Origin of the sequence: Embleya scabrispora DSM 41855 (genome assembly GCF_000372745.1) — a bacterium.
GTDB classification, from domain to species: Bacteria; Actinomycetota; Actinomycetes; order Streptomycetales; family Streptomycetaceae; genus Embleya; species Embleya scabrispora.
Genome location: NZ_KB889607.1, coordinates 155,796 through 175,724, shown reverse-complemented (window position 1 = coordinate 175,724; position 19,929 = coordinate 155,796). Strand labels below are relative to the sequence as shown.

The 19,929-nt window shown below is 72.0% G+C and carries 15 protein-coding genes and 1 riboswitch; of the genes, 10 read left to right on the top strand and 5 right to left on the bottom strand.

Annotation, left to right across the window (positions count from 1 at the left end; all coding sequences use genetic code 11):
- Positions 1-105: 105 nt before the first annotated feature.
- Both A3IC_RS0111740 and A3IC_RS0111735 read left to right on the top strand, forming a co-directional pair.
- Positions 106-537 (top strand): very short patch repair endonuclease, encoded by a 432-nt coding sequence (locus A3IC_RS0111740; RefSeq protein WP_020550245.1) that lies wholly within the window; start codon positions 106-108, stop codon positions 535-537.
- A 9-nt stretch (positions 538-546) separates the two neighbouring features.
- The gene (locus A3IC_RS0111735; protein ID WP_020550244.1) at positions 547-1,650 is read left to right on the top strand and encodes a DNA cytosine methyltransferase; all 1,104 of its coding nucleotides are present in this window, start codon (positions 547-549) and stop codon (positions 1,648-1,650) included.
- A 111-nt stretch (positions 1,651-1,761) separates the two neighbouring features.
- Here the strand turns inward: A3IC_RS0111735 and A3IC_RS0111730 are convergent, their stop codons facing one another.
- The 4 genes from A3IC_RS0111730 to A3IC_RS0111715 form a co-directional block, all read right to left on the bottom strand.
- A complete protein-coding gene (locus A3IC_RS0111730; RefSeq protein ID WP_020550243.1) occupies positions 1,762-2,442 on the bottom strand; it encodes a hypothetical protein in 681 nt (226 codons plus the stop codon).
- A 177-nt stretch (positions 2,443-2,619) separates the two neighbouring features.
- Complete coding sequence (locus tag A3IC_RS0111725) at positions 2,620-4,035, bottom strand: tetratricopeptide repeat protein (protein ID WP_020550242.1); 1,416 nt, start codon at positions 4,033-4,035, stop codon at positions 2,620-2,622.
- 184 nt (positions 4,036-4,219) lie between these two features.
- Positions 4,220-6,322: a cell wall-binding repeat-containing protein gene (locus A3IC_RS0111720; protein ID WP_020550241.1), complete on the bottom strand. Its 2,103-nt coding sequence runs from the start codon at positions 6,320-6,322 to the stop codon at positions 4,220-4,222.
- Between the two features lie 226 nt (positions 6,323-6,548).
- On the bottom strand, positions 6,549-7,484 hold the full coding sequence (locus A3IC_RS0111715; protein ID WP_020550240.1) for an NAD-dependent epimerase/dehydratase family protein: 936 nt from the start codon (positions 7,482-7,484) through the stop codon (positions 6,549-6,551).
- Positions 7,485-7,600: 116 nt separating this feature from the next.
- On the opposite strand from A3IC_RS0111715, the gene A3IC_RS0111710 reads away from it, so the two are divergent.
- From A3IC_RS0111710 to A3IC_RS0111700, 3 genes are all read left to right on the top strand, one after another.
- Positions 7,601-8,602: a GlxA family transcriptional regulator gene (locus A3IC_RS0111710; protein WP_040876457.1), complete on the top strand. Its 1,002-nt coding sequence runs from the start codon at positions 7,601-7,603 to the stop codon at positions 8,600-8,602.
- 202 nt (positions 8,603-8,804) lie between these two features.
- Entirely contained in the window at positions 8,805-10,280 is a 1,476-nt protein-coding gene (locus tag A3IC_RS0111705; RefSeq protein ID WP_158695917.1) for a hypothetical protein, read from the top strand.
- Positions 10,281-10,400: 120 nt separating this feature from the next.
- Complete coding sequence (locus A3IC_RS0111700; RefSeq protein WP_020550237.1) at positions 10,401-11,624, top strand: hypothetical protein; 1,224 nt, start codon at positions 10,401-10,403, stop codon at positions 11,622-11,624.
- A 324-nt stretch (positions 11,625-11,948) separates the two neighbouring features.
- On the opposite strand, the gene A3IC_RS0111695 is transcribed toward A3IC_RS0111700, so the two are convergent.
- Entirely contained in the window at positions 11,949-12,680 is a 732-nt protein-coding gene (locus A3IC_RS0111695) for an ArsR/SmtB family transcription factor (RefSeq protein WP_020550236.1), read from the bottom strand.
- 180 nt (positions 12,681-12,860) lie between these two features.
- Between A3IC_RS0111695 and A3IC_RS0111690 the strand changes: the two genes are divergently transcribed.
- The 5 genes from A3IC_RS0111690 to cobN all read left to right on the top strand — a co-directional run bounded on the left by A3IC_RS0111690 (position 12,861) and on the right by cobN (position 19,882).
- Positions 12,861-14,009, top strand: a complete 1,149-nt coding sequence (locus A3IC_RS0111690) for a CaiB/BaiF CoA transferase family protein (RefSeq protein ID WP_020550235.1) — start codon at positions 12,861-12,863, stop codon at positions 14,007-14,009.
- A gap of 295 nt (positions 14,010-14,304) precedes the next feature.
- Positions 14,305-14,505, top strand: coding sequence for a cold-shock protein (locus A3IC_RS0111685; RefSeq protein ID WP_026218153.1), 201 nt, complete (start codon positions 14,305-14,307; stop codon positions 14,503-14,505).
- A 150-nt stretch (positions 14,506-14,655) separates the two neighbouring features.
- Positions 14,656-15,783 (top strand): threonine aldolase family protein, encoded by a 1,128-nt coding sequence (locus A3IC_RS0111680; protein WP_020550233.1) that lies wholly within the window; start codon positions 14,656-14,658, stop codon positions 15,781-15,783.
- 155 nt (positions 15,784-15,938) lie between these two features.
- Positions 15,939-16,037, top strand: a riboswitch (cobalamin riboswitch).
- Positions 16,017-16,238, top strand: coding sequence for a hypothetical protein (locus tag A3IC_RS68535; RefSeq protein ID WP_026218152.1), 222 nt, complete (start codon positions 16,017-16,019; stop codon positions 16,236-16,238). It overlaps the preceding riboswitch by 21 nt.
- Positions 16,235-19,882, top strand: a complete 3,648-nt coding sequence (gene cobN / locus A3IC_RS0111670; protein WP_020550231.1) for a cobaltochelatase subunit CobN — start codon at positions 16,235-16,237, stop codon at positions 19,880-19,882. The genes A3IC_RS68535 and cobN overlap by 4 nt, the downstream gene beginning before the upstream one ends.
- Positions 19,883-19,929 lie beyond the last annotated feature (47 nt).

Sequence of the window (19,929 nt, the reverse complement as noted above, 5' to 3'; positions counted from 1 at the left end):
CGGGGCGCGATGACAGTTGTCGGGCACAACGACCATGGCACGGCACGACGACGGTCCCAGGCACGCCGACGGTCCTTGGGCGCGATGACAGTGCGACCGTGCACCATGGTGTCCGTGACGAGCCTGACCACCACGGAAGCGACCCGCGCGCGGATGAGTCGCCAACGCAGCAAGGACACCGACGTCGAGGTCGCGTTGCGGCGCCTGCTGCACGCCATGGGCCTGCGCTACCGCGTGCACCGCCGCCCGCTCAAGGGCATCCGCCGCGAGGCGGATGTCGTCTTCGGCCCGACCAAGGTCGCCGTCTACGTCGACGGCTGCTTCTGGCACGGGTGCCCGGAGCACGCGACCTGGCCCAAGCGCAACGCGGAGTTCTGGAAGACCAAGATCGAGGGAAACCGCGCCCGCGACGCGGACACCGACCGACGCATGGCCGAGGCCGGCTGGCTGGTCGTACGCGTCTGGGAACACGAGGACGCGGCCACCGCGGCGGCCAGGGTCCGGGATGCCGTGATCGCCAGGCGCATGGCCGGCTAACCTGTCCGCATGGCACGACCCATCACCATGATCGACCTGTTCGCGGGCTGCGGTGGAATGACGTCCGGATTCGCCGCCGCGAAGGGCTTTCGACCGGTCATGGCGGTCGAGTGGAACCTGCACGCGGCCGCGACCTACGCCGCCAATTTCGGCGAGGCACACATGCGCTGGGGCGACATCGCGGAGATCCCGGACAAGGACATCCCGCGTGCCGACCTGATCATCGGCGGCCCGCCCTGCCAGGGCTTCTCCAACCTGGGCAGCCGCAACGTCGAGGACCCGCGCAACAAGCTCTGGAAGGAATACCTGCGCTTCGTGCGTCGGGCCAGGCCCAAGGTCTTCGTGATCGAGAACGTGGACCGCTTCCAGAAGTCCGCCGAATTCGCCCTGCTGCTCGCCGAGGCGCAGCCCGGGGGCCTCCTGGAGGGGTATGTGCTGACCGACGCGCTGCTTCCGGCGGTGGACTACGGCGTCCCGCAGCGCCGCAAGCGGGCGATCGTGATCGGCTCCCGGATCGGCGAGATCACCGTCCCGGAACCGACCCACGGCCCCGGCCGGCCGCAGCGCTGGAAGACGGTCCGGGACGCGATCGAGCACCTGCCGCGCGTGCCCGGGACGACCAGCCTGCCCGTCTCGAAGACGGAGTTCTTCGGCCGCGCCGTGCCCGGCGTGTTCAAGGAGGCGGACCTGCATCTGGCCCGCACGCCGATCGAGCGCTCGCTGCTGCGCTACGACTGCGTCCCGCCGGGTGGCGGCCGCTTCGACCTGCCGGACCACCTGCTGCCGGACTGCTGGCGGAACAAGAAGACCGGTACGACGGACGTGATGGGCCGGATGCGCTGGGACCACCCGTCGCTGACCATCCGGACCGAGTTCTACAAGCCGGAGAAGGGCCAGTACCTGCACCCGCAGTGGAACCCGGACGACCCGACCGACCGGGTCAACCGCCCGATCACGCACCGCGAGGCGGCCCGGCTCCAGTCGTTCCCGGAGACCTTCGTGTGGTGCGGCTCCAAGACCGAGATCGCCCGGCAGATCGGCAACGCGGTACCACCGCGCCTCGCGGAGGCGATCGCTCGGCATCTGAAGCCACACCTGCGGGCCGCACGGTAAGGCGGGAGCCGGCGCGGCCCGACGAGGCCCGGCGAGGCAAGGCCAGGGCAGGCCGAGGCAGGGACGCCGCAGCGCGAGAGCCGGAGCGACCGCCCCTGCCCCGGCCGCGGCTCAGGCGCTCGGGGAGCCTGCGGCGTCGCTCGACTCCGTGTCCAGGCCGTACATCCGCGGTGGCAACTGCTGCTCCGCCCAGTCGAGGTCGGCGTCCAGGTCGAGCCAGATCCGGTCCCGGCGGTCGGCCGGGGCGTCGAGGTGGATCGCGACCCACGTGAAGATGCCGCACACGGTGGTGCGGGCCCGTTCCGGCGCGGCGATCCGGGCGGCGAACCAGACGGCCACGCCGGCGCGGGTGGGGATCAGGTACTGCTCGTCGTCCGGGGCCGGTCGGCCGGTGGTGGCGCAGCGCGGCGGTTCGAGGATCTTCATCCAGGTCAGCGTGGCACCGGGAGCCTGGTCCTCGAAGCATTCGGTGACCGACTCGCGGATCGCGCCTACCGGGTCGTCGCCGAGCCAGCCGAACCACGCGTCGTTCTCGACCAGCTTGGCGAAGTCGTCCTGCGGCGGCCCGTGCCGCGGGTTCTCCCGGTACTCGCCGGTCAGCAGGCCGTCGGGCCCGACCACCCACGCGCCGCGGATCGCCTCACCGGGGACATAGCCGTTGGGGTCGTCGGCGAACGCCGGGTCGATCTCGGCGACCGACCCGCCCGGGCTCTGCGCGGCTGCGGCGAGCAGTCCCGGATCGTCCGGGACCTGGCGATGCGTTACGGATTCGCTCGCCGAGGACTCGCCCATGTGTGTCTCCCGTGTCGTCGCCGGCTTCCCGGGTCGATCGGCTCGACTCGGGACGAGTGCGCAATTCTCGCGCATGCGGCCCGGGCGCGACCGGCCGGCCCACCGCGGGGCCACGCCCTCGCCGCACCCTGTCGAGGCACCCGCTCCGCCCCGCCGAAACCCGCCGGTCCCGGCAGGTCAGCGGCCCCACGCGACGGTGATCGCGGCGGTGTGCTCCGCGGCACGCTCGCGGGCGTCGGCGGCTTCCGCGGGTCGGCCCACGGCGTCGGCCAGGCGCGCCCGGCCGAGCCAGTTGTACGGGCTCGTCGGGCGTACGTTGACCCGTTCGCTGAGCAGCGTCCGGGCCAGGTCGTGCCGGTCGGTCCGCAGCGCCGCCTCGACCAGGGTCTGCTGGATCGCGTCGCGCTGGGCGTGGCTGCCGCCGTAGGTGTTCAGCCGGTGCCGGATCGGGACGAGGGTGTCGATGGTGTCCGCGTATCGCCCCCGCTCGAAGGCCACCAGCGCGCGGCAGACCGGCAGGCCGACCTCCGCGGTCATCGCGTGGTTGGCCACGCCCGGGTGCGGATCGGCGAGCCAGGTCTCGCGGTCGTCGACCACCGCCTGCGCGTCGGCGATCCGGCCGGCGCCGAGGTAGGCCATCACCGCGTGGGTGTCGTTGAACGCGTAGTACGGACCGTCCGCTCGGGCCGCCCACGCGTCGGCGAGCCGGTTCCAGCGCTCGGCCTGCGGGTTGCCCGCGAGATGGATGCGCCACAACAGGGCCGAGGCGTCCAGGAGTTCCATCGCCGGCCCCGCCGACTTGTCGTGATGCAGCACCGCGTCGTAGACGGCCAGCGCGCGGTCGATCGCACCGGCCTCGATCGAGAACAGGCCGTAGTGCCACCAGTTGTGCACGTTCAGGTAGTTGCCGCCGGTCCAGTCGGCGGTGCGGGCGTCGAGGTAGCGGATGCCCTCGGCGAACCGACCCTGCATCTCGTACGTGTGCGCGACCGCGTGGATCGCCCACACATCGCGCGGATTCGCCGCCACTGCGGCCGGCCCGGCCTGTTCGGAGCGGGCGTAGTGCCCGGCCTCCTCCAGACCGAACGCGGCCATGCCCAACACCGGCCCGTAGTGCGGATCTTCTTGATCCCACGCACTCAGCGCGCCGCCGACCCGGTCGCGCAGCCGGACCGCGTCGCCGGTGAGGAAGTCGATCTGATGGCCGACCAGCAGCGCGAGCGCGTCCCGGGGGTACCCCACGGCGACCTCGTGCAGGATGTCGCCGGCCCGGTGGATGTCGCCCGCCAACCACGCGTCGGCCGCCCGCATGTGCGCGATCTCGCGCGCGCCGACCCTGGTCGGGGTGGGCACGAAGGCGGCGTAGCGCTCGCGCGCGGCCGCTGCGTCGACCCACTCGGTGCCCAACAGGCCGAGGTAGGCCGCGAACACGTTGGCCATCGGCGCGCCCGGGTCGGCCGCCAGTGCCGCCTCGACCTCGGTGCTCACCTCCGGCCGGAAGAACAACAGTGCGTCGAGCGCGCGTTCGTAGTGCCGGATCGCCTCCGGGCCCATGCCCGACAGGTCGAGCCCGTGCCGATCCACCGTGCTCATCGCGGGGGTCCTTCCGTCGCGCCGATCGCCATCGACCAACCATGGCACGGCACGATGCGCCGGCGTCGATCATCCGTGTGGCGCTCCGCGGGTCCGCCCGGCCGCGTCGCCGAAACGCCGGCCGGCGCCGACACCCGTGAGCGGGTGTCGGCGCCGGTGGTGGCAAAAACGGTGTGGAAAGACGTCAGCCCTTGCGGGTCGCCTTGGTCCGCGTCTCGGCCGGCTGGTTCGGCACGTTCCCGCCGGGGGTGCGCTCGGCCGTCGTGCCGAAGGACGCGGCGGCGGGTGCGGACCGGGCGGCACGGCTCAGGCTGTCGCTCGCGGCAGCGGTGTCGCCGTTCGAGTACTCGATCGTGCCGGGCAGCCCGATCGCGTTTCCGGCACTCTCGGCGACGTCGGCCGACAGGGCCACCTCGCCGCCGAGGATCGCGACGAGCCCGACCGCCGGGCTGTTCCGCGTCAGGTAGTCCTCCGTCGGGTCGCTCAGCCGGGTCGGGTCGCTCAGCAGGATCGGTCCGTGGACCGCGGCCAGCAGCGCGCCACCGGACATCGCGTCGTGGAACGAGGCCATGGTGGCCACGCCGACGACGCGGGTCGGGTAGAAGAAGGTCCTCGCCGCGATGGACGCGGTCTCCACCGCGTCGTAGCCCTCGACCCGGTAGAAGTCGCGGTCGCCGTCCTCGTACAAAGCGGTCGCGGCCGGTGTGCCGACACCCCAGACGTCGGCGGAGGGATGTTGCGCGAGGTAGGTCCGCACCGACGCGGGAAGGCTCCCGCCGTCGGTGAGCAGTACCACGGCGTCCAGGTTGGCCGCCGCGGGACCCGCGGAGAGCGCGTCGTAGTATTCGCGACCGGTCGCGAACAACACGTTCTTCGGGTTCGGGTTGGTCTCGTTCGCGATCGCGATGGCGGTCTCGTACTGGGAGTTCCCGGCCAATCGCTTCACGGTGTAACCCAGATCCCGCACCTTCTGCTCGACGGCGGTGTCGATCGCGAGCGGGCCGCCCAACATGTAGACGGTCGATCCGCGCGGAAGGATGCGGGCGATCTCCGCCGCCGTGGCGGCCGGCAACCGGTCGGGCTCGGACAGCAGCAGCGGCCCACCCTTGGCCGCCGCCAACGGCACGCCGACCAGACCGTCGCCGAAGTGGTCGTTGCGCGTGATCACCGCGGACTTGGCCTGCCGATAGCCCGGCTTGGCGACGCCGTTGTCGGCCCACAGCGCCTGCGAGGCGGCGGTCGCGGTCTCCACCGAACTCGCGCCGCCCAAACGGTTCACGTAGTTCTTGCGCACCGACTGCCAGGACGCGCTTCGGATGCAGTTGCCCGCGCCGCCGGCGAGCACCTGCTCCGGGGCGGCGGACCGCCGCACCGCGAGGACGTCGCAGCCGAGATCGGGCAGCCGCTTGGTGTACGCCAGGTCGACGCCGTCGGGCGAGGGCGACAGGTGTCCGTAGTTCGTGCCCGGGTCGATCCCGGACAGGTCCGCGGCAGTGCCGTCGAGTCTCATCGCGGCGGGTCGCCACTCCGACTCGGGCCGGCCCGCCGCCGTCGGCGCACGGTAGATGACGACCTGGCCCGATGCGTCGAACTCGGCGTCCCTCGCGTCGTCCCGAAGCTTGCGCAGTGTGCCGTCCGTCGTGAACAGCCATAGACGCTGGGCGTTGCCCACGCCGGACGATTTCGTGGCGACCACGACCGATCCGTCCCCGGCGATGGACATCGAGGTGATGCCGGGAGTGCCGGTCGGCTCCGTGGCGGCGAGCCGAATGTACGGCTCCGCTCGGCCGCCGTCCGCGGACACGGTGAAGACGTCGTAGTTGGTCTGCGGACCGGTACCGTGGGTGAACAGCAGCCAGTTGCCCCCGGGCCACCACACGATCGGGCCCGCGGTTTCGTTGGTCGCGTTCGGGCCGGTGTCCACGGCCCGGATGTCCGAGCCGTCCGCCCGGGCCGTGAACAGCTTCCAGCCGTATTCGGCCTGACCGTGTCGAATGGCCCAGTAGGCGACTCGGGAGCCGTCGGGCGAGAACACCGCGTCCTTGGCGGAGCCCATCCCGTTCGGCAGCGGCAACAACCGCGACTGTCCGGTGACGGGGTCCACGACGCCGACGCGGTACTGGTCCGTCTGTTCGTAAGGGGCGTCGTTGAAGCGGGTGTAGACGATCACCCCGTTGTCCCCGGCCGACGTGGCGCCGGCCGGGGCGGCACCGAGCATCACCAGACCGGTGGCGGTGATGGCTCCGGCGGACAGGGCGGACAGGAACTTCCTACGTATGGGAGTCATCCATGTCTTCCGAAAAGGGCGCCCCCGACAGAGGGTCTCCGTTCCGCGAAAGTGCGCGCATACGATCGGTTCCCCCACCCGCCGGTTGCGCGATCAAGTACAACCGGCCGGATGCTAGCGCGGCCCGCCGACACATCGCCATGGAGTTCCGGCACGGGTGTCGAAACCCTCGCGTGGCGGTTGCCGGCTCCTCGGCCGACCCGTTGCCGGCGCTCCCCACACCTGCTCAGGCGGCCTCGGGCCGTGTCGCGGCCAGTTCCGGCAACACCGTGTCGAGGGGCGCTGCCGTCACGTCCAGGATCTTCGTCGTCAGTGTCGCGTCGAGGATGGAGTCGTTCTCGGTGAGGTAGAGCATCTCCTCGACCTCGGCGATGATCGGGTTCTCCTTGCCGATCGCGCGCACCTCCTCGGCCGTCATCCGGGTCAGCCGGGGGACGGGCGAGCCGGTGAGTTCGGCGAGGCGGGCGGTGACGGCGCGGGCGGACCGGGTCGACGACGGTACGTGCCACGCCCGGCCCCAGGACTCGGTGGAGCGCGCCGCCGCGACCAGGGTGCGGGCCACGTCGCCGATGTAGGACCAACTCCGCGGTGCGTCCGGGTCGCCGGGCAGTGCGGCGGGGGTGCCGGCGAGTACGTGCGGGACGACCAGGAAGTTGTACAGCGAGGCCGCACCGGCCCCCACGAAGTCGCTCGCGCGCACCTCGGTGACCCGGACCCGGCCCGCGACGTGCGCGGCGAGCGCGTCCGTCCACATCGCCGCGCGTACGCGGCCCTTGACGGTGCTCGGCGCCATCGGCAGGTCCTCGGTCATCGGCCCGTCGACCGGGCCGTAGCCGTACACGTTGCCGAGCATCACGTAGTGCGCCCCCGAGCGCTCCGCCGCCGTGAGCAGCGCCGCGGCCAGTGGCGGCCAATCGGTGGGCCAGCGGTCGTAGGCCGGCATCGCGCAGTTGAACAATGTCCGTGCGCCGCACGTGAGTTCGACCAGGCGGGCGGCATCGGTCGCGTCGGCGGCGACGCGTTCGATCAGCGGATGCTCGGGGCCGGTGCCGCGGCGGGTGACGATCCGGACCCGCTCGCCGGACTCGGCGAGCAGCAGCGCGGTGGCCGAACCGGTGGCGCCGGCACCGACCACGACGTGGAAGACGGAGGACGAGGACATGTTCGCTCCGGGTGGGAGAGGGGAGGAAGGGGTGTCCGAAGGGACGTGATCACCCTCTCGCCCGCGCCTGGTCGTACGGTAGTGGCCGGAATGCCAAACATCCGGAGGTTCGGGCCATGCATCGAGTAGCCGTCGTGGCCGTGCCACCGGTGACCACCTTCGACCTGTCCATCCCGGAACTGGTGCTCGGCGCGGTCGACGTGGTCGACGGCGTGGCCGGCTACCGGGTCCGGGTGTGTACCGCCGAGCCCGGCGCCGTGGTCGGCACCGGCAGCCTGGACATCGTGGTGCCGCACGGCCTGGACGCGATGGACGACGCCGACACGGTGATCGTCACCGGTACCGGCGCGCGAGCGGACGCGGACCCGCGCATCCTGGCCGCGCTGCGTACCGCCGCGGCGGCGGGAAAGCGGGTGGCGTCGATCTGCACGGGGGCGTTCGTGTTGGCGCAGGCGGGTCTGCTGGACGGGCGGGCGGCCACCACGTACTGGACGATGACCGAGGAGTTCCGCCGCCGTTTCCCGGCCGTGGACCTGCGGCCGGACGTACTGTACGTCGAGGACGGGCCGATTCTGACCTCCGCCGGCCTGTCCGCCGGGATCGACCTGTGCCTGCACCTGATCCGCACCGACTACGGCGCCGCCACCGCCAACATCGTCGCGCGCCTGGTCGTCGCGGCACCGGTACGCCCGGGCGGCCAGGCCCAGTTCATCGAGTCGCCGCTCCCCCCGGAAAGCGGCGTATCGCTCGCCGACACCCGTGCCTGGGCGCTGGCCCGCCTCGACGAACCACTCACCCTGGCCGACCTCGCCGCGCACGCGAACACCAGCGTGCGCACCCTGACCCGACGCTTCCACGCCGAGACGAGCCTCAGCCCGTTGCAGTGGCTGCTTCACCAACGGGTGGACCGGGCACGGGAGTTGCTGGAGACCACCGACCTGTCGATGGAACTGGTCGCCCACCACAGCGGCATCGGCACCACCGACTCGCTGCGCAAACACCTCGCGCGCAGCACCGGTCTGACCCCGAGCGGCTACCGCGCGGCGTTCACCCGGATCCCGGCCGACTCCGGCGGCGCATCGGGTGCCTCATCGGGTGCCTCCCGCGCCGGGGGCTGAACGCCGTCGACGGGGAGGTGCCCCGACTGCTCGTCAGCCGGCCGCAGTCACCTCGATCTCGACCGGATCGTTCCGGGCCGATCGTCGTGCCGCACTCGGATTGCCGACGCAGAGTCTGTGAACCGGCTGTTCGGCGTTGGGCCGGCTGTGGAACAGTCGCGGGATGAACGATTTTGTTCTTCCGAACCGTTGCGAGGATGTGGTGCAGGATTTCGATCACGACGAAACGCCGCACACGTGCCACGGCCACGGGAACGCCGAGGTCGGACTGACGTTTCCGGTGCCGGGGAGCCCGGCGCTGCTCCAGGTGGTCAAGGAGGCGGGGACCAGTCTTCAGCTGTGGTCCGTACGAGAGGCCGGCTGGCCGTTCGGCGAGTGGATGTACACGGCGCCCCAACAGGGCGAAGAAGGCAGCCTGTTGGTCTACGACACCGGCCCGGGCGCGCTGCCCATGCTCAGGGTCACCAGTGACGGTGCGTGGACGCTTCAACTGAAGGAGCCGAGTGCGGCGCGCGAGCTTACGGAGACGCTCGCGGGTCACGGCCCGGAGGTCGTGCGCTACGACGGCCCGCCGTGCGTGGCCACGCTGACCAGTGGCGTCCCCCGATCCGGCAACGTGCAGATCCGGGTGCTGCCCGAATCCGGGGCAGCGGAAGCGTCGGCCGTGGATCCCGAGGACGCGTCAGCCGAGCCGGCGGAACGGCCGGCCGAGGTCGTGTACGTGGGCGAGGGGCAATATTGCATCACCCTGGACGGCCCACGACTCGTGGTCGTCCAGACCGCGGATACCTGGGAGTTGTCGATGCCTGCGGCTCCCTTGGACGACGAGGTTCGCCCGCCCGCCGAGCCCTCGGCCCATCGCGGGATGGGCTCGCGCACCCTCGCGGTCACTCTGCCCGACCCGGATGCCCCGGCCATCCTCGAGGTGGTCGCGTTCGCGAACGTGGGTGTGGATGTGCCGGAGTGGCCCCTCCAGGAAGGCGTGTTCCATACATACAGGGTGGGACCGGGAAACCCGACGCAGCGCTACCTGCTGTTCCCGAAGCCGAAGCGCGACGCTCCGATCGAGATCGAACTGGACGCGCCGGGCGGTGAATGGGAGCTACGGGTCACCGAGTTGGCGGGCGCGCGGCCGTTGGATCGGCGCATCAAGGGCTTCGGGAGCGACGTGCTGCGCTACGACGGGCCGCCGGCGCGCCTGGTTCTGCACGATCCGGTGGAGCCGCCGACAATCCGCCGATGGGCACGAAATCCACAGGGGGAGTGGACGTTCATCCGCCTCATTGTCGATCCGAAGGACGTGCAATCGGTCATCGGAGTCGGCCCCGAACCCGACATGATCAGTGTGTCGGGACAGGGCGCCTGGGAGATCTCGGCGCTTCCCGTCGACGACATTCGTGACTTCGATCGCTCGATCTCCGGACGCGGCCCGGAACTCGTTCGCTACACAGGGCCTGATGCCACGCTCGATATTCGTGCGGGAGCGGTGCGGCTGGGCCGGGTGTTCGTCGGTGTTCCGGCATTCGAACTGGCGCGAAGCAGGTATTACCGGGCACTTGCCCATGGCGGACGTCGGATGCTCTCCCGGCGAGTCCGTTTCCCGGTGACCGCCGGCTACTTGACCGTCAGCGCAGACGAGGGGCAGTCCTGGCGGATCGACGCGTACCCGGAGGATTGATCGCAGCGTGTGACCGGGCCCGAGCGTCGGACGGAGCCCGGCCCCGGCTCGCGGCGGTCGGTTCGGGGAAGGAGGGAGCTCCGGCTTACCCGACTCGCGCCCACGTGGGATCGTCGGACGATGTACGAACCTGGTCGGGGCAACAGTGCGGTCCCCGGGCCGATCCCGGGGCACGGGCAGGACGACACGCCCTTCACCCATCGGGGCATTGGCGACGCCGACGTGGTCTTCGATGTTCCGGTGCCGGGTCGGGTCGCCCTGATGCAGATCGAGAGTGCACCGGGTGAACACCTGCGCCTGTGGCGGATCGACCGGCCGGGTGGACCGGTCGGGCGGTGTGTCTACGCCGGGCCTCCCGAGGGCTCCGATGCGAGCATCCTGACATTGGACGAGAGGTTGCGGGCGGTGACGGCCGTGCGTGTGCGGTGTGCCGGCGCGTGGTCGTTGCAGCTCAAGCACCCGGACGCGGCGCGGGAGTTCGAGCGCTCGGTCGAGGGATTCGGCAGCGAGGTGCTCTGGTACACCGGGCCGCTCGGGGTGGGCCGGCTCACCGGCGCGCGATCGGACGGGCCGGTCGACGTGCGGTTGGCGTCGCCGTCGGTGGGGGCAGTTGCCGGCGTGTGGCAACGGATCGAGCTGTGTTCGGAACGTCCTTGGCAGTCGGGGGAGTTCCAGGTGGCGGGACCCCGGATGGTGGTTGTCGCCGCGCGCGGGGCGTGGTCGATCGATGTCGAGCCGACGCCGCCGATTCGGCCCGATCTGCCCGCAGGGACGTTCGTGCTGCACGGCGTGGGCGACCTCGCGGCGATCGTGCCGATCACGCGGGCTTCCGAGCTCTCGGTGCTCGAGGTGGTCTGGGTATCCGGGGCCGAATTCACCGTGGAGTGCGGCGAGTACGGCAGCCGACGGGCGTACCGCCATCGGATCGGGCCGGATCGGCAGTGCCTGCGGTTTCGGCTCGGCGTCGAACTTTGGGCACGCGGGGTGCCGGTCCGGATCGTCGGGCGGGGCAGCGAGTGGGAGGTGCGGACGACCTCGGCCGGCGGTGCGCGTTCGGGCACCGGTCTGGGCGTGGGCGACTTCGACGCGGCCGATGCGGCCGGGTTTCGGCTCCTGCCGATGCGCCGACCGCTGGGCCCGGAGGAACTCGTCGCGGATCGGGTGCCGACGGCCGAGGAGTGGCTGCGGCCGGTGTGGACGCCCGAAGCCGAGGCCGCCGCGGAGACACACGGCGACCCGCAGCATGCACCGGAGCCGGCCGGCAGGAAGGATTCGCGGGCCCGTCGCCTGCTTCGTCGGCTGGGATTCGGATCCCGGTCCGGCGGATGCCGCCGCACCGGCTGAGCGACGAGCCACCCGAGGCACCCCCGCCGCCCATATCGCAGGCTGAGCCGTGCCGCGGTGTCGCCGCGCCGTCCTGCCGCGCCGTCGTGCCGCAGCTCCCGCCGCCGTGCCGAGCCGCCGTGCCGAGCCGCCGTGCCGCGGCTCCGCGTCCCCGTGCAGTCGTACCTTCGCGCCGCGGTGCCGCCGTGCCGTCAGCGCGTGGGCTCGTGCCGCCGACCGCCGACCCCGCGGCGGATGCCGCCCCCTCAACGGTGTCCCGGCCCGAGCCGTGCCGGAGCGCCGACCGGCACCTGACCTGACCGGACCGTCCGGCGGGGTCCCGCATCACGCCACCTCGAACTCCGCCTCCCGCATCCCCAACAACCGTCCCAGCTCGGCGCGCCCCACGTCGGTGGCCCGGACCGCGCGGCCCGTGCCGACGCGCTCCGTCCAGTCGCGGGCTCGGAACAGGCGGCACAGTTCGGCGCCGGCGGTGCCCGCCAGGTGGTGGCGACGTTCGGTCCAGTCCAGGCACGGGCGGGCCAACGGGCGTTTGCGCGAGGTGCTCAGGTCGGCGCCCAGGTCGGTGAGCCAGTCGATGCCGGTGTCGGTGAGCGCGAAGCCGGTGTCCTGGCGGAGCAGGCCGCGGGCGGTGAGCGCGTCGGTGATGGCCACGCCGAGCCGGCCGGCCAGGTGGTCGTAGCAGGTGCGACCCCGGGCCAGGGCCGCACCGGCCGAGTGCGCGCGCAGCGAGTTCGCCGGCCGAGGGGTTACGGGTGTCGCGTAGGCGGCCAGGTCCTCGACCATCCGGGCCACTCCCGCGTCGGCGAGCCGGACGTAGCGGTGCCGGCCCTGCCGTTCCTCGACCAGCAGGCCGCCCTCGACCAGCCTGGTCAGGTGCTCGCTGATCGTGGACGGCGCGACCCCGCAGTGCCGGGCCAGCTCACCGCCGGTCCAGGCGCGCCGATCCAGCAGGGCCAGGCACACCGCCGCGCGCGTCTGGTCGGCGAGGAGCGCGGCGAGGGCCGCGAGTCGCGGGACCGAATCCGGGTCGGTGGCGCGTGCGATCGAGTCCATGCCGCCATCATCGGCCGGCCACCCTTCGGCGTGCGCCGAAGGGTGGGCCGAACCCCGGCCCACCGCGCGCTACGTACGGCGGCCCATTCGGTTCGAACCCGCAAGCCCGCAAGCCCGCCGACCCACCCGGCTCGCCCCCGACGCCCCGTCCCCCTCCTGACGCTCTGTCAAGATGGACGCGTGCTCCTACCTCTCGCGGGCGTCACCGTCGTCTCCCTGGAACAGGCCATCGCGGCGCCGTACGCGACCCGGCAACTGGCCGATCTCGGCGCGCGCGTGATCAAGATCGAGCGGCCCGGCGCGGGTGATTTCGCTCGTGCCTACGACGAAACCGTCGAGGGATTGTCGAGCCATTTCGTCTGGGCCAATCGAGGCAAGGAAAGCCTCGCGCTCGACCTCAAGGACGAGCGGGCGGCGGAAATTTTGGACCGGCTGCTCGCGCGCGCGGACGTTTTCGTGCAGAATCTGGCGCCCGGCGCGGCGGATCGCCTGGGGCTCGGCGCGGCGGATTTGCGGGCCAGATTTCCGCGGCTGATCGTCTGTGGAATATCGGGTTATGGGACTTCCGGCCCCTATCGCGACAAGAAGGCGTACGACCTGCTCGTGCAGTGCGAGGCCGGGTTGTTGTCGGTCACCGGCACGCCGGACGCGCCCGCCAAGGCGGGCATCCCGATCGCCGACATCGCCGCCGCGATGTACGCCTTCACCGGCATGCTGACCGCCCTGTACGAGCGCCGAGTCACCGGCGAGGGCAGCGCGTTCGAGGTGTCCATGCTGGATGCGCTCGGCGAGTGGATGGGCTTCCCGTACTACTTCGCGACCTACGGCGGGACGCCACCACCGCGCACCGGGGCCCGGCACGCGGCGATCGCGCCGTACGGCCCGTATCGCGCCGGCGACGGCGGCCAAGTGTTCGTCGGCGTGCAGAACGACCGCGAATGGGCCGCGCTGTGCGAGCGGGTGCTGGGTCGGCCGGACCTGGTCCGGGACCCGAGGTTTCGCACCAATTCGCTGCGGGTGGCCGGCAACGAGCGGCTCACCGAGCTGATCGAGGCGGTCTTCGCGGACCGCACCGTCGCCGAGATCGAGGCGAGCCTGGACGAGGTCGGCATCGCCAACGCCCGGATGCGCACCATCGCCGAGTTCGCCGAGCACCCGCAACACGCCGCGCGGGACCGATTGCGGCTGATCGACTCGCCCGCCGGTCCGCTGCGCGCGCTGCTGCCGCCGGTCACGGTGACCGGCCGCGAGGCGGCGATGGGCCCCATCCCGGCGGCCGGCGAGCATACGGCGGCGATCCTGGCCGAGCTCGGCATCGCGCCGAAGTGAGCGATCGGCCCGCTCGACCGGGCGCGGGGGGCAGGGCGTACGAGGGGGTGGCGGGGGCCGCCGGGGCGCGCCGGGGAAAGAAATACTTCCCCGCTCCCGGGGTCGACGACTTTTCCGTGCTAGCCTCGAGGCAGTTGCAGTAGTGGTTCCCATGAATTTCGTGAGCGCCTTACGGTCGTGACCGTCGGGCGCTTTTTGTTTATGTCGAACCAAGTTCATGTGAAAAATGGATTGCTGTTGCGACTTGGTCTTGTGCATGTGCACATTTCCATTTGGCACCACGAAGGAGACTTGTATGGCTACTGGAACCGTGAAGTGGTTCAACGCGGAAAAGGGCTTCGGCTTCATCCAGGCGGACGACGGCGGCCCGGATGTTTTCGCGCACTACTCGGCGATCCAGTCGCAGGGCTACCGTGAGCTTGTCGAGGGCCAGAAGGTCTCCTACGACGCTGTTCAGGGCCAGAAGGGCCCGCAGGCGGAGAACATCACCGTCTGACGGCACACATCTTCGACAGGCACGGCCCGCATCGATTCGGTGCGGGCCGTGCCTGCGTGCGCGGTACCCCGCCCGCGCGCCGGCGTCTCCCTGCCGGCTCGCGCGCCGGCTCGCCCGTCTGCCCGCCCGCCCTCGGTGGATGATGCGTGCATGGGATACATCGGAAACGACGAACGCCTCGGTCTGCTGCGCGTGATCCGCGCATGCGACCGGATCCTGTCCGGGGTACGACCCACCACGGTCACCGAACGGCTGGCCCGGCTGTCCGCGTACGCGCAGGACGAGGTCGACCCGGACGAATGGCCCGACATGTACGGCGACGGCGGCGCGGTCGCCCGCCTGGAGGCCCGTACGGCCGAGCTGCTCGGCACCGAGGCGGCGCTGCTGTTCCCCACCGGCACCATGGCCCAGCAGGTGGCGCTGCGTTGTCACGCCGGGGCGACCGGTTCGAACGTGGTCGGCATGCACCCGAGGGCCCATCCGGTGACCTACGAGCGCGACGCGGTGTCGATCCTCTCCGGACTTCGGCCGCTGCCGCTCACCCAGGGTCCCGGTCAGATCACCGCCGAGGACATCCGCACCGCCGGTGAGCCCTTCGGCACCCTCTTCTACGAACTCCCGCTGCGTGATCACGGGTTCGTATTGCCCTCGTGGGAGGAGCTGATCGCGACCGTGCAGGCCGCACGGGACCGCGACGCCGCGCTGCACCTGGACGGCGCGCGGTTGTGGGAGAGCACCACGCACTTCGGGCGCGGGCTCGGCGAGATCGTCGACCTGTTCGACTCGGTCTACGTCTCCTACTACAAGGGCCTGGGCGCGAGCGCCGGTGCGGCCCTGGCCGGCACCGCCGAGCTGATCGAGGAGGCGCACGCGTGGCGTCACCGCTACGGTGGGCGCCCGTTCCAGACCTGGCCGATGGCGCTGGAGGCGCTCGCCGCCCTGGATCGCACGCTGCCTCGGTTGGGCGCCCATGTCGCGCACGCCGCGACCGTGGCCGCCGGCCTGGCCCGGGTACCCGGCGCGATCGTCCACCCGGCCGTCCCACACACCCACCAGTTCCAGGTGTGGCTGCCGTACCCGGCCGAACTGCTCACCCGGGTCGCCATCGAATACGCCGGCGAGCGCGGGGTGTGGCTGGCCGGCAGGTGGACCGCGCCGGGCCCGCCGGGCCTGTCGTACACCGAGATCACCGTCGCCGAGCCCGCGCTGGAATGGACCGCCGACGAGGTCGCCGCCGAGTTCGGCGCGTTCGTGGAGCGGGTGCGCGAGAGTCGCTGACCGACGGCGCCCGGGCGCGGGCCGGATCGCGGGCCGGTTTCGGCGGTGACATGTGTCACCACCGGCGCCGACGCCGATCCGGGCATGTTGCGTCAAGGCGGGCCACTGAGCGATGCTGGCCCCGCGCCGGCCCTACCGGCGCGGGGAGGGCGTGGCAGGAACCCGGTGTGATCCCGGGACGGTCCCGCCACTGTGACCGGCTCCGCCGTACGACGTCATCCGACGGCTGCGACGTGACCGGGAGTCAGGAACTGCGCGTCTCACCCCGAGTCCGATGGGGCGAGGACCCCGGAGAGGCGCTCCAGGTGACGATTTCGTCCTGCCGGCGTTCTTGCGTACGCAGCCTCGACTGCGACACCCACTTCAGCGACATCACCGCGCGCTGCCGCGGCGCGTTCGACCACGACATCCACCACGTGGTTCGCCACGCCGGCATCGGCGGAGGCGCCCGGTGATTCTGCTCCTGTCGACATCCGACACCGACCTGCTCAGCGCCAAGGCGAGCGAGGGCGAGTGGCGCCTGGCCAACCCGGCCCGCGTCGACGTCGCCGACCTGCCCGCGCTCCTGGACGGCACCGACCTGGTCGTGGTCCGCCTGCTCGGCGGGCGACGCGCGTGGGAGGCGGGCCTGGACGCGCTGCTGGCCGGCCCGCGCCCGGTCGTCGTACTCAGCGGAGAACTCGCCGCCGACGCCGCGCTGATGGAACTGGCGACCGTACCCGCCGGGGTGAGCGCGCAGGCGCACGCCTACCTCGCCCAGGGCGGCCCGGCCAACCTGACCCAGCTGCACCGCTTCCTCTCCGACACGCTGCTGCTCACCGGACACGGCTTCGAGCCGCCCGTCGAGGTGCCCTCCTGGGGTCGGCTGGATCGGTCGGCCCGCGAGGTCGAGGGCCCGGCCGTGGGCGTGCTCTACTACCGCGCCCACCACCTCGCCGGGAACACCGCCTTCGTGGACGACCTGTGCGCGGCGATCGAGGAGGCGGGCGGGCGGCCCGTACCGATCTGGTGCGCGTCGCTGCGCGGCGCGGACGAGTCGTTGTTCGCGGCGCTGGGCGAACTCGACGCGCTGCTGGTGACCGTGCTCGCGGCGGGCGGCGCCGGCGGGGCCAAGCCCGCCGAGGTCTCCGCCGGCGGCGACGACGAGCAGTGGGACGTCGGCGCGCTCGCGGGACTGGACATCACCATCCTCCAGGCGCTGAACCTGACCACCAGCCGGGCCGAGTGGGAGGCGGGCGACGCGGGCCTGTCACCGCTGGACGCGGCCACCCAGGTCGCGGTGCCCGAGTTCGACGGGCGGCTGATCACCGTCCCGTTCTCGTTCAAGGAGACCGGCTCCGACGGGCTCACCCACTACGCGGCCGACCCCGAGCGGGCCGCGCGCGTGGCCGGGATCGCGGTGCGGCACGCCCGACTTCGGCACATTCCGGTCGGCGAGCGCAAGATCGGCATGGTGCTGTCCGCGTACCCGACCAAGCACTCCCGGATCGGCAACGCGGTCGGCCTGGACACCCCGGCCTCGGCGGTCGCGCTGCTGCGCGCGATGCGCGCGGCCGGCTACGACGTCGGCGCACCGGAGGGAGCCGACGCACTGCCCGGGCTCGAACCGCCGGACGGCGACAAGCTGATCCACGCGCTGATCGCGGCGGGCGGCCAGGACCCGGAGTGGCTGACGGAGGGTCAACTCGAAGGCAACCCGGTTCGCATCTCGGCGGCCGAGTACCGCGAGCGCTACGCCAGGCTTCCGCTCGGGCTGCGCGCGAACATCGAGGAGCACTGGGGTCCGCCGCCCGGCGAGCTGTACGTCGACCACTCGCGCGATCCCGAGGGCGAGATCGTGCTCGCGGCGTTGCGCGCGGGCAACGTGATCCTGATCATCCAACCGCCGCGCGGCTTCGGCGAGAACCCGGTGGCCATCTACCACGACCCGGACCTGCCGCCGAGTCACCACTACCTGGCCGCCTACTGGTGGCTGGACGCGCCCGCCGGCCCGGGCGGGTTCGGTGCGCACGCGCTCGTCCACCTGGGCAAGCACGGCACGTTGGAGTGGCTGCCGGGCAAGAACCTGGGCCTGTCCGCGGAATGCGGTCCGGACGCGGTGCTCGGCGATCTGCCGCTGGTGTACCCGTTCCTGGTCAACGACCCGGGCGAGGGCGCGCAGGCCAAGCGGCGCGCGCACGCGATCATCGTGGACCACCTGGTGCCGCCGATGGCGCGGGCCGAGACGTACGGCGACCTGACCCGGCTGGAGCAACTGCTCGACGAGTACGCCAACGTGCAGGCGCTCGACCCGGCCAAGGGCCCGGCGCTCCAGGCACAGATCTGGACGCTGATCCAGGCCACCAGGCTCGACCACGACCTGGGCATCACCGACCGGCCGCACGAGGCCGAGTTCGACGACCTGATCCTGCACCTGGACGGGTGGTTGTGCGAGGTCAAGGACGCGCAGATCCGCGAGGGTCTGCACATCCTGGGCAGCGCGCCCACCGGCGAGGGCCGGATCAACCTGGTCACCGCGATGTTGCGGGCGCGTCAGGTGTGGGGCGGCAAGGCCGCCGCGCTGCCCGGGCTGCGCGAATCGCTCGGCCTGGTCGAGGGCGGCAGCGCCTCGCGCACCGAGACCGACGACGCCGAGGACCGCGCGCACCGCCTGGTCGCGGCGATGGAGGCGGGCGGGTGGGACCCGGACCGGGCCCTGGCCGTCACGCACGAGGTGCTGGGCGCCGAATCGGCGGCGGTCGCCGACGTGTTGGCGTTCGCCGCGAGCGAGATCGTGCCGCGCCTGGACCGCACCAGCGACGAGATCGGCGCGGTGCTGCACGCGCTGGAGGGCGGCTACGTCGCGGCCGGCCCGAGCGGTTCGCCGCTGCGCGGGCTGGTCAACGTGCTGCCGACCGGCCGCAACTTCTACACCGTGGACCCGAAGGCGATCCCGAGCCGGTTGGCCTGGGAGACCGGACAGGCGCTCGCCGACTCGCTGTTGGCCCGCTACCGCGCCGACAACGACGGCGACTGGCCGCGCTCGGTGGGCCTTTCGGTGTGGGGCACCAGCGCGATGCGCACCAGCGGCGACGACATCGCCGAGGTGCTCGCGCTGCTGGGCGTGCGCCCGGTGTGGGACGACGCGTCGCGCCGGGTGACCGGGATCGAGGCGATCTCGCTCGCCGAGCTGGGCCGGCCGCGCGTGGACGTCACCGTGCGCATCTCCGGCTTCTTCCGGGACGCCTTCCCGCACGTGGTGCTGCTGCTCGACGACGCGGTGCGGCTGGTCGCGGAGTCGGCCGAGCCGGACGAGGACAACTACGTCCGGGCGCACGTGCGGGCGGACACCGCCCGACACGGCGACGCACGCCGCGCGACCACGCGCGTGTTCGGCTCCCGGCCCGGCGCGTACGGCGCGGGGCTGCTGCCGCTGATCGACGCGCGCACGTGGCGCGACGACGCGGACCTGGCCGAGGTGTACGCGACCTGGGGCGGCTACGCCTACGGCCGGGGCCTGGACGGGGTGTTCGCGCGCGAGGACATGGAGGACGCGTACCGCAGGATCGCGGTCGCGGCCAAGAACACCGACACGCGCGAGCACGACATCGCCGACTCGGACGACTACTTCCAGTACCACGGCGGCATGGTCGCCGCCGTGCGCGCGCTGACCGGCACCGCGCCGGCGGCCTACATCGGCGACTCGACCATGCCGGACGCGGTCCGCACCAGGACGCTCCAGCAGGAGACCGCACGGGTCTTCCGGGCCCGGGTGGTCAACCCGCGCTGGATCGAGGCGATGCGCAAGCACGGCTACAAGGGCGCGTTCGAACTGGCCGCCACGGTGGACTACCTGTTCGGCTACGACGCCACCACCGGTGTGGTCGCGGACTGGATGTACGAGAAGCTCGCGAGCGAGTACGTCCTGGACGAGACGAACCGGGAGTTCATGCGCACCTCCAACCCGTGGGCGCTGCGCGGAATCGCCGAACGACTGCTCGAAGCCGCCGACCGAGGCATGTGGGAGAAGCCGGAGGCGGCCACGCTGGACGGGCTGCGCGAGGTGTACCTGGATGTCGAGGGGGACCTCGAAGGCGGCGAGGACGCGGGGGATGGCTGAGGGCGCTTCCGAAGCCGGGCCCGAGGCCGAGGCCGAGACCGGGTCCG

What these genes read in the sequence shown, in the direction of transcription:
- A3IC_RS0111740 (WP_020550245.1), top strand. Translation starts at nt 106, where the DNA reads ATGGTGTCCGTGACGAGCCTGACCACCACGGAAGCGACCCGCGCGCGG.
- A3IC_RS0111735 (WP_020550244.1), top strand. Translation starts at nt 547, where the DNA reads ATGGCACGACCCATCACCATGATCGACCTGTTCGCGGGCTGCGGTGGA.
- A3IC_RS0111730 (WP_020550243.1), bottom strand. Translation starts at nt 2,442, where the DNA reads ATGGGCGAGTCCTCGGCGAGCGAATCCGTAACGCATCGCCAGGTCCCG.
- A3IC_RS0111725 (WP_020550242.1), bottom strand. Translation starts at nt 4,035, where the DNA reads ATGAGCACGGTGGATCGGCACGGGCTCGACCTGTCGGGCATGGGCCCG.
- A3IC_RS0111720 (WP_020550241.1), bottom strand. Translation starts at nt 6,322, where the DNA reads ATGACTCCCATACGTAGGAAGTTCCTGTCCGCCCTGTCCGCCGGAGCC.
- A3IC_RS0111715 (WP_020550240.1), bottom strand. Translation starts at nt 7,484, where the DNA reads ATGTCCTCGTCCTCCGTCTTCCACGTCGTGGTCGGTGCCGGCGCCACC.
- A3IC_RS0111710 (WP_040876457.1), top strand. Translation starts at nt 7,601, where the DNA reads ATGCATCGAGTAGCCGTCGTGGCCGTGCCACCGGTGACCACCTTCGAC.
- A3IC_RS0111700 (WP_020550237.1), top strand. Translation starts at nt 10,401, where the DNA reads ATGTACGAACCTGGTCGGGGCAACAGTGCGGTCCCCGGGCCGATCCCG.
- A3IC_RS0111695 (WP_020550236.1), bottom strand. Translation starts at nt 12,680, where the DNA reads ATGGACTCGATCGCACGCGCCACCGACCCGGATTCGGTCCCGCGACTC.
- A3IC_RS0111685 (WP_026218153.1), top strand. Translation starts at nt 14,305, where the DNA reads ATGGCTACTGGAACCGTGAAGTGGTTCAACGCGGAAAAGGGCTTCGGC.
- A3IC_RS0111680 (WP_020550233.1), top strand. Translation starts at nt 14,656, where the DNA reads ATGGGATACATCGGAAACGACGAACGCCTCGGTCTGCTGCGCGTGATC.